Raw genomic sequence first — 12516 nt, 5'->3', positions numbered from 1 at the left:
TGCTTAGATCTCCATCCCGAAGTGCTCGCTGAAGCGGACGTCTCCTTCGATCATGTCCCGCATGTCGACGACGTCGTTGCGGAACATGAGCGTCCGCTCGATGCCCATGCCGAAGGCGAACCCGGAGTAGACGTCCGGGTCGATCCCGGCTGCCCGCAGGACGTTGGGGTTGACCATGCCGCAGCCGCCCCACTCGATCCATCGGGGGCCGCCCTTCGCACCCGGGTGCCACACGTCGAGCTCGGCGCTCGGCTCGGTGAACGGGAAGTAGTTCGGGCGGAGCCGGATCTGGGCCTCCTGGCCGAACATGAGCCGCGCGAAGTGCTCGAGCGTCCCGCGGAGGTCAGCCATGCTGAGCCCCCTGTCCACGGCGAGGCCCTCGAACTGGTGGAAGACGGGCGTGTGCGTCGCGTCGAGCTCGTCCGTCCGGAAGACCTTCCCGGGGCACAGGACGTAGATCGGCACCTCGCGCTCGAGCATCGCCCTCACCTGGACCGGCGAAGTGTGCGTTCGCATGAGGACGTGCCGCTCGGGCGGGTCCACGAAGAACGTGTCCTGCATCTCGCGCGCGGGGTGGTCGGGCTTGAAGTTGAGGGCGTCGAAGTTGAACCACTCGGACTCGACCTCGGGCCCCTCGGCGATCTCCCAGCCCATGCCCACGAAGATGTCGCTCACGCGGTCCTGGAGGGTTGAGAGCGGGTGGCGTGCCCCAGCGCGCCGGCGTCGGGGCGCAGCCGTCACATCGACGGTCTCCTCCCTGAGGATGCGGGCGTCGTTCTCCGCCTCGAGCGCCTCGATGCGCTCGGCGATCGCCCTGTTGACGCGCCCGCGCGCCGAACCCACGATCTTGCCCGCGGCGGCCTTCGACTCCTTGGGCAGGGAACCGATGGCCCTGTTCGCGAGGGCAAGCGGGGACTTCTCCCCGGTGTGGGCGATGCGGGCGGCCTTGAGCTCGTCCAGGGTGGACGCGCCCGAGACATCTTCGAGGGCGCGTTCGACGGCGGCGGTGACAGCGGCCTCGTCCAGAGGATCCGGGACGGTGGCGCCGGGCAATGTATCAGTCATGGACCGTTCTTACGCAGCGGGTGGGTTTGCGCCCTCAGTCTAGTAGACGCGCCCTCGGCAGACGCGCTCGGCTCTGGGCGACGGGACGGAGCACGGCTACCGTGAGAGGCGTGGTACACAAGCCCGACATTGTCAGCACGACCGGCGTGGGGGTTGTCCGCACCGCACCGGACGCCGCCGTCCTCCGCCTCTCCGTCGAGGTGCGCGAACCCGGCCTTGCCCAGGCCTACGCGGGCGCGTCCGCCGCTGCCCGCAGGGTGGTGGACAGCATTGTCGAGCACGGCGTTGCGCGCCCGGACCTCTCGACGGGCGGCCTCAGCGTCAGGAGCGAGACGGTGTGGCGCGAAACGAGCGGCCAGCAGGTGGTCGCCTACGTGGCGAGCTCGGAGCTCACCGTCACCGTCCGCGAGCTCGGGCGGGCGCCCGAGCTGCTCGACGCCGTCGTCCGCAGTGCGGGCGACAGCTTGAGGCTCCACGGGCTGTCCTTCGAGGTGGGCGATCGGTCGGGCCTCCAGGCGGCCGCCCAGGAGGCGGCGTTCGACGACGCGCGGGCGGCGGCTGAGCGGCTCGCCCGAATGGCCGGGCGCACCTTGGGGCCGGTCCTGCGGATCGACGCCGCGGCCTTCAGCCCGCCCGGGACGCCCGTCCCGCTCGCGCGCGCAGCACTGGCCAGCTCTGTCGAACCCATGCCGATTGAAGCGGGCGAGACCACGGTCAGCGCCTCGGTCTCCGTCGTGTGGAGGCTCTCGCCGGCGCCGAGGCGTGAGCACGAGGGCAACGGCCACAGCGCTTGACAGCCGGTTCGAAAATGTATTCGAATAGGTTCTATGCGATGGAACACGCAGACAGCGCAGGGTGACACCGAAGAGAGGACTGGGGGCGCTCCCCTCATTCCGCTTGCCGGCCTCCTCCGCGCCGTCCGGACGCCGGAGTTCCAAGGCATCACGTTTCATGAGGTCGCCGCGAGATCGGCGCTCAACAAGGTGCCGCCGGCGTCCTCCATGCCGTTCAGGTGGACGATCAATCCCTATCGGGGGTGCAGCCACGCATGCGTCTACTGCTTTGCGCGCGGCACCCACACCTATCTGGACCTCGATGCAGGCCTGGACTTCGACCGGCAGCTCGTGGTCAAGGTCAACGTCGTCGACGTCCTGAAGGCCGAGCTCGCCCGGCCCTCGTGGTCCCGCGAGCACGTGGCCCTCGGCACCAACACTGATCCGTACCAGCGTGCCGAGGGGCGGTACGCCCTGATGCCCGGCATAATCCGCGCTCTTGCCGAATCGGGCACCCCGTTCTCGATCCTGACCAAGGGGACGCTCCTCGCCCGGGACCTGCCGCTGCTCAAGGCGGCGGCTGCGCACGTGCCCGTGGGAACCGCGATCTCACTCGCGATGCTCGACCCAGAGCTCCAGTCCATGATCGAGCCGGGCACCCCGGCACCCGCGGCCCGGTTGTCGCTCATCTCGAAGCTGCGCGACGCGGGCCTGGCATGCGGCGTCATGGCCATGCCGATCCTGCCCTGGCTCACGGACGGAGAGGACCAGCTCGATGCGCTCTTCGGCTCCCTCGCCGCGGCGGGAGCCACAGGGGTCACGGCCGGGGCGCTCCACCTGCGCCCAGGCACCAAGGAATGGTTCCTGCAATGGCTCGCCCGCGAGCACCCGCGCCTCGTCGGCCGCTACCGGAGGCTCTACGGCAACGGGGCGTACGCCCCCAAGGACTACCGGGCATGGCTGGCGCGCCGCGTCAATGCGGCCAAGACAAGACACGGCTTTGGCGGTTCCGAGAGCTTTGGACACCGCATGGCCGGCAGCGGAGGCCCCGAAGGCACCGGGCCCGACGGCACCGGCCCCGGGGGCTCCGAGCCCGCCATCGAGCTCCGACCGGCGGGCGTGCAGGGCGAGCTCTTCTAGGCTCGGACCGCCGATCGCACTGCCTCGACGATGGGAAAGTCGGCGGGGATCCAGGCGAGTCCTGTCAGCCCTCCGACGTCGTCCAGCCCCACCCAGCAGAGCTCGTCGTGGTCCTCGAGGGGGGCCGGATCACCATCGACGATCTCGGCAAACCAGACGCGCATCGCCGCCTTGGCGTTGAGCGGCCACCCGCTGGGCTGTGGCGCCAGGACTTCCTGTCCGAGCTCAACGCGCACGCCGAGCTCTTCGGCGAGTTCACGGTGAAGCGCCCCCTCTGGGGATTCGCCGGCCTCGACCTTCCCGCCCGGGAACTCCCACATCCCGGCCAAGGCAGGCGGGGCCGTCCTTCGGGCCGCGAGCATCCGCGTAGGGCGTTCAAGCGAATCGACGATCGCCGCGCCCACTACCTGTACCGTGACTTGCGCTCGACCCAGCTGCACCGTGCAAGTGTAGACGCCAGCCGTTGGACTTGCGCAGCTCCGAGACGGACCTGCGGGGCCTCCGATGAGGATCCAAGGAATGCACGGGTGCCGTCGGGGGTTGACGCCCGCGTGACGACATCCGACGCTCAGCTCGCGCCGGGCTCCGCCCGCGTACCGTCCCCTACCCGATCCCCAAGCTCAGACCACAGTCCCGCCCACCGACCACCGCTTGCCCCGAAAGCCCTGTTCTGGGCCATGGTCGCGCTCGCGATCGGCGGTTTCGGGATCGGCACCGTGGAGTTCACGACCATGGGCCTGCTCAAGGAGATCGAGCGGGGCCTCGGCATCACGACGCCGCAGGCCGGCGAGCTGATCTCTGCGTACGCGCTCGGCGTCGTCGTCGGGGCGCCGGTGCTTGCTGCCGTCGGCGCACGCCTCCCGCGCAAGTTCCTCGTGATGGGCCTCGCGGGGTTCATCGGCCTCGCGAACCTGTCTTCCGTCTTCGCCGCCGGCTTCGGCCAGATGCTCGTGTCGCGGTTCGCGTCCGGCCTCCCGCACGGCGCCTACTTCGGCGCGGCAGCCGTGCTCGCCGCCTCGCTCGTCGCCCCGACCAAGCGGGGCTGGGCGATCGCGACCGTCATGTCCGGGCTCACTGTCGCCAACGTCCTGGGCGTCCCGTTCGCGACGTGGCTCGGCCAGTCCTTCGGCTGGCGCCTTCTGTTCGTCCTGACGGCCTTCATCGGGCTGGTCGCCGTGGCGATGATCTGGCGCTTCGTGCCGTTCGAGCCCGCGCACCCGGAGGCCAGCATCCGCCGAGAGCTCGGCGCGCTCTCGCGCGCGCAGATGTGGCTCGCCCTACTGATCGGCATCGTGGGCTTCGGAGGCTTCTTTGCCACGTACACGTACATCTCGCACACCATGACGAGTGTCTCCGGGCTGCCCGAGGACCTGATGCCGCTCGTCGTCGGGCTCTACGGGCTGGGCATGGTGCTCGGCAACATCGTGGGGGGCCGGCTCGCCGACCAGTCGGTCATGGGAACCGTCTACCGCGGCCTGGCGATCGTGGCGGTCTGCATGGTCCTCTACGCGCTCGGCGCGCTCTGGTGGCCCACGGCGCTCCTCATGGTGTTCGTCGTCGGCGGCTCGGGCTCGATCCTCATTCCTGCGCTCCAAGCCCGCCTGCTGGACTCGGCGCCGGACGCACCCACGCTCGCGTCCTCGCTCAACCACTCGGCCCTCAACGTGGCGAACGCCCTCGGCGCGTTCCTCGGCGGCATCGTCATCGGCTGGGGCTGGGGCTTCACGGCACCCGCCCTCGTGGGCGCAGTGCTCGCCGTCCTAGGACTCGGCGTTGCCGCCGTGAGCGGGCGGCTCGAGCGGCGTCGCCCGCTCGTCTGAGGCAACCGCTACCCGTCCGCGCGGGATGTCGGGTTCGAGGTAGATCACCCGGGCGCTCGGTACGGCGGCGCGAATCCGAGCCTCGGCGTCGTCGATCGCCTTCGCGATCTCCGCACCGGTCGACGCCGTTCCGACGCTGAATTTTGCAGCGACGAGCAGTTCCTCCGGACCCAGATGAAGCGTGCGAAGGTGGATGATGCGCGTCCCGTCGCTCTCGAGCGCCGACTCGATCTTCGCGATGTCCGCCGAGGTGGCCGACTCGCCGAGCAGGAGCGAACTCGTCTCGAAGGCGAGGACGACGGCGATGACCACGAGCAGGATCCCGATCATCGCGGTACCCAGGGCGTCCCACACCCCGTTGCCCGTGGCAAGCGTGAGCGAGACACCGAACAGTGCGCAGGCAAGGCCGACAAGTGCACCAAAGTCTTCGAGGAGGATGACCGGAAGCTCTGGCTGCTTGGCCGCACGGATGAACTGCACGAGGTTCTGCCCTCCGCGGTCCGGCCTCGAGGCGCTGATAGCCGTCCGGAACGAGAGGCCCTCGGCAACGATGGAGCCGACGAGGATTGCCAGCGGAACCCACCACCACGGGCCCTCGATCCCATGCGGATGCTGGAACTTCTCCCAGGCCTCGAACAGCGCGAACAGGCCACCGAGCGTGAACAGGACGATGGACACCAGGAACGCGTAGATGTAGCGCTCGCGCCCGTAGCCGAAAGGGTGCTGGGGGCTCGCGTGCCGCGCGGAGCGCCTCCCGCCGATGAGCAGCAGGATCTGGTTGCCCGAGTCGGCCACCGAGTGGATGGCCTCTGCGAGCATCGACGATGAGGACGTCAGGACGAACGCGACGAACTTCATCGCCGCGATGGAGAGGTTGGCCGCGAGCGCAGCGACCACTGCCTTGGGACCCCCGGAAGCCGACATGCTTCTGAATCTACCCGTTCGCTCCGACGCCAAGCCGCTGCGCCCGAGCGCTCGCGTACAGGCAGACGGTGGCCGCCGTCCCGACGTTCAGGCTCTCGGCCTCGCCGTAGACGGGCACCGCGACCCTTGCGTCGGCAAGCGCGAGCTCGTCTCCAGAAAGGCCCTGGGCTTCATTGCCGAAGAGCCACGCGGTGGGCGCCTCGAGGGCGTACGACGGCGCGTTCCCAGTAGCGCTCGGGCCGGAGGCTGCGCTCGGGCCGGCGCTCGCTGGCAGTCCCAGCCGGCGGGAAGCGCTCTCGTCCTGCAGCACATCGAGGTCTATAGAGCCGTAGCCGTCTGCGGCGAGAACGCCCAAGCCCGCGGCCCGCATCCGGACGGCAAGCTGGTCGGCGTCGGTTCCGACTACGACGGGCACGTGGAACAGCGACCCGGCCGTGCTGCGGACCGCCTTCGGGTTGTAGATGTCGACGCTGCCCTCAGCGAAGACCACCGCGTCCGCGCCCGCCGCGTCCGCGGCCCGCAGGATGGTCCCGGCGTTCCCCGGGTCCTGCACCCGGCAGAGGACGGCGACGAGGCGCGGTGATCGGGAGAGGACCTCGTCGAGGGACACGTCGAGCTGCCTGCACACGGCGACGATGCCCTGCGGGTTGACGGTGTCGGCCATCGCCGCGACCACTTCCTCCGTCGCGACGCGGAGGACGCCCGCGGCTGAGGCCAGCTCGTCCAGCTCGGGATACCGCTCGAGGCAGGCAGGGCTTGCGTAGACCTCGGTGACGAGCGGCGAAATGGTCTCCCCAGCCGCCTTCGTCTCCCCAGCCGCCTTCGTCTGCCCAGCCGCCTTCGTCTCCCCAGCCGCCAGCGGGCCGCGGCGCCGGGCATCGAGCCTCAGCGCTTCCCGCACGGCCTGGGGCCCCTCGGCGAGAAACAGGCCCCGCCGTTGCCGGGCCGAGCGCTGGGCGAGCTTGGCGACATCCCGGACGCGGTCGGCGCGCGGGTTGGTCATTGAGGTCACGGGTCCACCTTAAACTGATCGGCCCTGAGGTGATCGGAGCCGCAATCCTTGCCAAAGCGAACGCCCGCACTGCCGAGCGGCAGTGCGGGCGTTCGGAACGCTGTGAGAGCGAAGACTACTTTGCTGCGACCGGAGCGTTGACGTCCGACGGGAGCGCCTTCTTGGCAACCTCGACGAGCGCGGCGAACGCGGCCGCGTCGGAGACTGCGAGCTCGGCGAGCATGCGGCGGTCGACCTCAACCTCGGCGGCCTTGAGGCCCTGGATGAGGCGGTTGTACGTCAGGCCGTTCGCACGGGCAGCGGCGTTGATGCGCTGGATCCAGAGGCGACGGAAGTCGCCCTTGCGCTTATGGCGGTCCTGGTAGCTGTACACGAACGAGTGCAGCAGCTGCTCCTTGGCCTTGCGGTACAGGCGCGAACGCTGGCCTCGGTAGCCGGACGCCCGCTCGAGGACTGTACGGCGCTTCTTGTGGGCGTTGACCGCCCGCTTCACACGTGCCATGGGGGTACTCCTTCAAAATCCTTCCCAGAGCCGCGGGCGCCCTGCGCCCGGCCGGGACGGCTAGGTGGCCCCGAAGGGCCGGTTGACTGGGAAAGAACTCAGATGCCGAGCATCCGCTTGATGACCTTGGCGTCGCCACCGGACACGATCTTGTCCGCGTGCAGGCGGCGCGTGAGCGTCGTCGGCTTGTGCTCGAGGTAGTGGCGGCGGTTCGACTGCTGGCGCTTGAGCTTGCCCGAGCCGGTCAGCTTGAAGCGCTTCTTGGCGCCACTGTGGGTCTTCATCTTCGGCATGGTGACCGATCTCCTTCGTTTCCCGCGGCACGAGGCCGCGGCTTTCTCTGGCGGCCCGCTTTCGCGGGCCGACTGGTGGTTCCGCTGGCCGCCAGACCTGGAGGTCAGAGCGGCTGCGGTGGGCTAGTTGCCCCGGCGTCCCGACGGGCGGGGTGCCGAGGGCTTGGGCGTTCCCGCTCCGGGGCGGGGCGCACCGGGCTTCGGGGCCTGGGGCCGGGGCGCCGACGGCTTCGGCGCTGCGGGCTTGGCTGCCTCAGCTGGCTTGGGTGCCTGCGGACGAGGAGCCGGTGCCGGCCTTGGCGCAGCAGGGGCGGCCGGACGGCGCTCAGCCTGAGCAGCCGGGGCCGGCTCTTCAGCCTCCGCCGCAGGCTGGCCAGCCTCAGCGGCAGGCTCTTCAGCCTCAGCGGCAGGCTCTTCAGCCTCAGCGGCCAGCTCTTCAGCCTCAGCCGCAGGCTCTTCAGCCTCAGCGGCCAGCTCTTCAGCCTCAGCCGCCGGCTCTTCAGCCTCCGCGGCGGGCTCTTCAGCCACCGGGGCCGGCTCTTCGACCGGCTCAGGGGCTTCAGGCGCCTCGTCAGGGGCCTGCTCCTCCGAGGCCTCGGGAGCCTCAGGAGCCTCAGCAAGCTCGCCGACCTCCGAGGGCTGCTCGTCGGCCTGCATCGCGGCCTGACGCAGGGCCTCGGGCAGCGCATCGCCCAGAGACTGCGTCAGCGGCGCCTGGCCCTCGGTCACGCTCGCGGTCTTCGCTGCCTCGGCCTTGGCCTTGTCGGCAGCACGCTGTGCAACCCTGCGGGCCTCGGCCTTCGCCTCGGCCTTGTTCTTGAGCGGACCGATCACCATGACCATGTTGCGGCCGTCGATACGCGGAGCGGACTCGATCGTGCCGACCTCCGCCACGTCCTCCGCGAAGCGCTGGAGAAGGCGGATGCCCATCTCGGGACGCTGCTGCTCGCGGCCACGGAACTGGATCATCGCCTTGACCTTGTCCCCGGCTCCGAGGAAGCGCAGCGCATGGCCCTTCTTCGTCTCGTAGTCGTGGGTGTCGATCTTCAGGCGGAAGCGAATTTCCTTCAGAACGGTGTTCGTCTGGTTCTTGCGCGCCTCGCGGGCCTTGACCGCGGCCTCGTACTTGTACTTGCCGAAGTCCATCAGCTTGCACACCGGCGGTTTCGCCTGGGGTGCTACCTCAACGAGATCAAGGTCTGACTCCGCCGCCAGACGCAGCGCGTCCTCGATACGCACGATGCCGACCTGCTCGCCAGCAGGCCCCACGAGGCGCACCTCAGGGACGCGGATTCGCTCATTGATGCGTGGATCGCTAATGTTCAAGCTCCTCAAGTTGTCCGGTACAGCCCGGCAACGAGGAAGGCCCCCGATTGCCGGTGCAATCGGAGGCCTCGGAAGGTGAACGTCCCTGTGAACGCCATGTCCGGCTGCGGCGGAAGCCGCGCCAGCCAACCTGAGTACCCGGCAGCAATGCGATTCCTAGGGATTTGAATCCTTAGCAATCTGCACGCCGACGCGGGTGGGAGAGAACTCCGCTTGCAAACTGTCAATCAAGTATACAGGCAAACGGGCACCTGAATAACGACATCCAGTCGGTCTGTGCCAAGCTTAGCAGCATGAGCACCAACCACACTGACCAGCACGGCATGAGCGCAGGCACGAACACTGAAGCCAGCACCGAACTCCGGGACATCGCGGAGGTTCCCGCCGTCGAGGTCATCACGACGACCGCCGTTCACCTCATGAGCGCGGCCGCCGTCAAGGTGGGTCTGGCCGACGAGGGTGACGAGCTCAAGGACCTCGACGAGGCACGGAAGCTCATCACCGCCCTCGCTGGCCTCGTGACCGCCGCCGCCCCCGAAATCGGGTCCCAGCACGCCGCCCCGCTCCGCGACGGCCTGCGCTCGCTTCAGCTCGCGTTCCGCGAGGCGTCCGCCATCCAGGACGCGCCGGGCAAGGGCCCGGGCGAGAAGTACACCGGTCCGGTCAACTGACGCGCCCGACGGCGGCTCGCCGCCGCCGTCGGACCGCCTGCGCAAGAAGGCCCACGGCACACAGCACGACGCCGACCACCCCGATTCCCACGAAGCCCGCCCAGGGTCCCGTCGTGTCGATCATGAGTCCTGTGAACGGTGAGCCAAGCGCTGTCCCAGCTGTGAGGGCCGATCCGTACCAGCCCATCGCCTCGCCCCGGCGCGCCTCGTCGACGAGCGAGGCCACCGCCTCCGAGGCCGCCGACAGCGTGGGCGCGCAGAGGAGTCCCGCGGGCAACGAAAGCAGGGCGAGGCTCCACACATCGCTTGCGAAGCCCATGGGCGTCGTGAGCGCGGCCATGAGCAGCAGGAGCACGAGCGGGTGCACCTTGCGGGTCATCGCCCCGTAGACGAGGCCTCCGACGAGCGAGGCCAGGCACCACGCGAAGAACACGACGCCCAGCTGCTCTCCCTCGCCGTGGCCCCGGAGCACCGCGACGATCCCGACGTCCGTCCCGGAGAGGACGATCCCGGCGCCGGCGGCGACCACGAGGACGACGACGACGCCGATCGTCAGCCAGGCGAGCCCTCCACGGGTGCGGCCCACGAGGCGCCGGAGGCCCGAGGCGCCGTCGGCCTGGCCCGCGGCGACCTCTGTGGGCGCGGGACTCTCAGCCGATTCGACACCAGCAGCCACGTCGCTCTCGCAGGCCTCGTCGCCCTCGTTCGCCACGGCGCCCGGCTGGCCGGAGCGCGTGGGCGGGTTGAACCAGACCAGGGCCAGTCCCGCGAGGGCAGCCGAGAGCCCGACCGCGGTCAGGCCGACCGTCGTCGAAAGCTGCACCGCGACGAGGGCCGCGAGGGCGGGGCCGACCATGAAGGTGACCTCGGTGCAGATCGAGTCGAGCGCGAAGGCAGTCCGCCGCTGGGCCGCGGTCGTCATGACGCCGAGGGACTGACGTACCACTGAGAAGATCGGCAGGGCGAACATGCCGCCGACGAGGGCGGCTGCAAGGAGCCCCGGATAGTTGAGGTGCGGTGCGATGGCCCAGACGACGGCCTCCGCCACGATCGACGGGATGAGCGCCACGCGCAGCCCAGCCGTATCGACGCGGCGACCACGCCAGGGCGCACCGACCGCGATGCCGATGGTGAGGACCGCGGCAACTGCGCCGGCCGCGCCGTAGCCGAGCCCGAGGGTCTGGACCACGTGGAGGGTCAGGAGGATGCCTGCCGCCGAGTGCGGGAGCCTGGCGACCATCGCGACCAGCAGCAGCTTCCGCACCGGGCGCCGCCGCCATAGTTGCCCATACAGGGCGAAGTCCATCGATCCCCCTCATTCCCGTCCCCGGGCCTCACCGTAGAGGACCGGGTCGGCAGCGTTCAGTCCGCCGCAGAGCGGAGGGAGATCTCGACCGAGTCCACGGCCTCCGCGAAGCGCTCGCTGCCGGCGAGACGGCCGTTCAGCTCTGCCACGATGTCACGCACGGAGTCGGCAGGCAAGCCGGGGCTCAGCTCGAGCACGATTCGGAGCTCCGGGCCGTGCCCGCCGCCGTTCAGGATCCTCCCAGAGCGCGCCCGGCTCACGACCCCCCTGCCCGGTTCGAGGCGGACGCCCCGAATCTGGCCGATCCCCTCGATCGCGTCTCCGACGACATCCACGAGTCCCTCGTCGCGGTACGACGGCGTCCAGACCCTCTGCTGGGCCAACGCCCACACGGCCGGCCGTCGCAGCACGAACGTGGTTTCGGCACCCGGATCGAGGACGAGCAGCTCCGCCCCCTCGGAGACCGCGGAGAGGGCGGCCCGGGGAGCGAAGACAGCCACGGGGCGTGCCTCCGCGTGCCATGCCGCGAGCCGGTCGACCGACGTGAATGCCGGCAGCGCCTTGCGGCCGTCGGGCGCGCTGAGCGTCACGAGCGCCATGTCCGCCTCTTTGTCCTCCGTGAAGCCCTCGAGCCCCACGGCACCCTCAGCAAGGGTTGCCACGACGGGCACGAACAGCCGTGCTGTGGCCAGCGCGACATGCACCGACTCCTCGTCGCCGTCCGCCGCGAGGGCCTCCAGGGCTGCTTCGACGCCGGGATCCGCCGCGCCGTCGTCCGCGTCGAAGCGATGGAGCGGGTTGCCCTCTCCTGCGAGGTCACGCCCCGACCACGGCCTTCCGGCCGAATCCGACGGCTCGCCGGCGCGCGCGAGGGCGGCAGCGATGTGTCCCGGAAGGTGCCGGGGTGCGTGCTCTTCGCCCATGTCAGCGCCGGCCGGCGACGTCGAGCGCCTCCGGCAGGGTGAACTTTCCGGCGTAGAGCGCCTTGCCCACAATCGCGCCCTCGACGCCCAGCGGCACGAGCTCGCGGAGCGCGCGGAGGTCGTCGAGGCTCGAGATGCCGCCCGAGGCCACGACAGGCTTGTCGGTGCGCTCGCACATCTCGCGGAGGAGGTCGACGTTGGGGCCGCGGAGGGTCCCGTCCTTCGTGACGTCCGTGACGACGTAGCGCGAACAGCCGGCGTCCTCGAGGCGCTCGAGCACCTCCCAGAGGTCCCCGCCCTCCTTCGTCCAGCCGCGCGCCGCGAGGGTCGTGCCGCGGACGTCGAGGCCGACGGCGATCTGGTCGCCGTAGCGCTCGATGGCGCGCGCCGTCCAGGCCGGGTCCTCGAGCGCGGCAGTGCCGAGATTGACGCGCGCCGCCCCGAGTTCAAGCGCGGCATCGAGCGACTCGTCGTCCCGGATGCCGCCGGAGAGCTCGACCTTCACCGAGAGCTGGCGGACGACGTCGGCGAGCAGCTCACGGTTGCTGCCGCGGCCGAAGGCGGCGTCAAGGTCGACGAGGTGCACCCACTCGGCCCCGTCGTTCTGCCAGGCGAGGGCCGCCTCGAGCGGCTCTCCGTAGCTCGTCTCACTCCCGGCCTCGCCCTGCACGAGGCGCACGGCCTGGCCGTCGGCAACGTCGACGGCAGGCAGCAGCTCGAGGATGGACTCGCCAACGGTCATGGAGGATCTCCTTGGGATG

The 12516-nt window shown here is 70.1% G+C and carries 14 protein-coding genes; 4 read left to right on the top strand and 10 right to left on the bottom strand.

Annotated features, from left to right (window positions below):
• Positions 1-3: 3 nt before the first annotated feature.
• Positions 4-1065 (bottom strand): phenylalanine--tRNA ligase subunit alpha, encoded by a 1062-nt coding sequence (gene pheS / locus E6A21_RS09115; protein WP_138443810.1) that lies wholly within the window; start codon positions 1063-1065, stop codon positions 4-6.
• 110 nt (positions 1066-1175) lie between these two features.
• Between pheS and E6A21_RS09110 the strand changes: the two genes are divergently transcribed.
• Both E6A21_RS09110 and E6A21_RS09105 read left to right on the top strand, forming a co-directional pair.
• Entirely contained in the window at positions 1176-1859 is a 684-nt protein-coding gene (locus tag E6A21_RS09110) for an SIMPL domain-containing protein (protein WP_171041336.1), read from the top strand.
• 33 nt (positions 1860-1892) lie between these two features.
• Positions 1893-2978 (top strand): Rv2578c family radical SAM protein, encoded by a 1086-nt coding sequence (locus tag E6A21_RS09105; protein ID WP_138443808.1) that lies wholly within the window; start codon positions 1893-1895, stop codon positions 2976-2978.
• On the opposite strand, the gene E6A21_RS09100 is transcribed toward E6A21_RS09105, so the two are convergent.
• Positions 2975-3418: a (deoxy)nucleoside triphosphate pyrophosphohydrolase gene (locus E6A21_RS09100; RefSeq protein WP_281281572.1), complete on the bottom strand. Its 444-nt coding sequence runs from the start codon at positions 3416-3418 to the stop codon at positions 2975-2977. The genes E6A21_RS09105 and E6A21_RS09100 overlap by 4 nt on opposite strands.
• A 237-nt stretch (positions 3419-3655) precedes the next feature.
• On the opposite strand from E6A21_RS09100, the gene E6A21_RS09095 reads away from it, so the two are divergent.
• A complete protein-coding gene (locus E6A21_RS09095) occupies positions 3656-4798 on the top strand; it encodes an MFS transporter (protein ID WP_138443807.1) in 1143 nt (380 codons plus the stop codon).
• Here E6A21_RS09095 and E6A21_RS09090 read toward each other — a convergent pair.
• The 5 genes from E6A21_RS09090 to infC form a co-directional block, all read right to left on the bottom strand.
• Positions 4739-5722 (bottom strand): cation diffusion facilitator family transporter, encoded by a 984-nt coding sequence (locus E6A21_RS09090; protein ID WP_138443806.1) that lies wholly within the window; start codon positions 5720-5722, stop codon positions 4739-4741. The genes E6A21_RS09095 and E6A21_RS09090 overlap by 60 nt on opposite strands.
• Positions 5723-5732: 10 nt before the next feature.
• Positions 5733-6725 carry a TrmH family RNA methyltransferase gene (locus E6A21_RS09085; RefSeq protein ID WP_138443861.1) on the bottom strand — a complete coding sequence of 331 codons (993 nt, stop codon included), beginning with the start codon at positions 6723-6725 and terminating at the stop codon, positions 5733-5735.
• Between the two features lie 124 nt (positions 6726-6849).
• On the bottom strand, positions 6850-7236 hold the full coding sequence (gene rplT / locus E6A21_RS09080) for a 50S ribosomal protein L20 (protein ID WP_138443805.1): 387 nt from the start codon (positions 7234-7236) through the stop codon (positions 6850-6852).
• Between the two features lie 98 nt (positions 7237-7334).
• Positions 7335-7529 (bottom strand): 50S ribosomal protein L35, encoded by a 195-nt coding sequence (gene rpmI, locus E6A21_RS09075; protein WP_138443804.1) that lies wholly within the window; start codon positions 7527-7529, stop codon positions 7335-7337.
• 123 nt (positions 7530-7652) lie between these two features.
• Positions 7653-8855, bottom strand: coding sequence for a translation initiation factor IF-3 (gene infC, locus E6A21_RS09070; RefSeq protein WP_246036306.1), 1203 nt, complete (start codon positions 8853-8855; stop codon positions 7653-7655).
• Positions 8856-9148: 293 nt separating this feature from the next.
• Here infC and E6A21_RS09065 point away from each other — a divergent pair, with 293 nt between their 5' ends.
• Positions 9149-9526, top strand: coding sequence for a DUF1844 domain-containing protein (locus E6A21_RS09065; RefSeq protein ID WP_138443803.1), 378 nt, complete (start codon positions 9149-9151; stop codon positions 9524-9526).
• On the opposite strand, the gene E6A21_RS09060 is transcribed toward E6A21_RS09065, so the two are convergent.
• From E6A21_RS09060 to priA, 3 genes are read right to left on the bottom strand one after another with little or no spacing between them, the layout of a single operon-like run.
• Entirely contained in the window at positions 9519-10832 is a 1314-nt protein-coding gene (locus tag E6A21_RS09060) for an MFS transporter (protein WP_138443802.1), read from the bottom strand. The two genes, E6A21_RS09065 and E6A21_RS09060, sit on opposite strands and share 8 nt — an antisense overlap.
• A 56-nt stretch (positions 10833-10888) precedes the next feature.
• Positions 10889-11755 carry an SseB family protein gene (locus tag E6A21_RS09055; RefSeq protein WP_138443801.1) on the bottom strand — a complete coding sequence of 289 codons (867 nt, stop codon included), beginning with the start codon at positions 11753-11755 and terminating at the stop codon, positions 10889-10891.
• A 1-nt stretch (position 11756) separates the two neighbouring features.
• Complete coding sequence (priA, locus tag E6A21_RS09050) at positions 11757-12497, bottom strand: bifunctional 1-(5-phosphoribosyl)-5-((5-phosphoribosylamino)methylideneamino)imidazole-4-carboxamide isomerase/phosphoribosylanthranilate isomerase PriA (RefSeq protein WP_138443800.1); 741 nt, start codon at positions 12495-12497, stop codon at positions 11757-11759.
• Between the last annotated feature and the right edge of the window lie 19 nt (positions 12498-12516).

The sequence above is a fragment of the Sinomonas susongensis genome, from assembly GCF_005877005.1.
In the GTDB taxonomy this organism is placed as follows: domain Bacteria; phylum Actinomycetota; class Actinomycetes; order Actinomycetales; family Micrococcaceae; genus Sinomonas; species Sinomonas susongensis.
The sequence above is the reverse complement of the archived record's forward strand: the minus strand, read 5'-3'. Positions and strand labels throughout refer to the sequence as shown.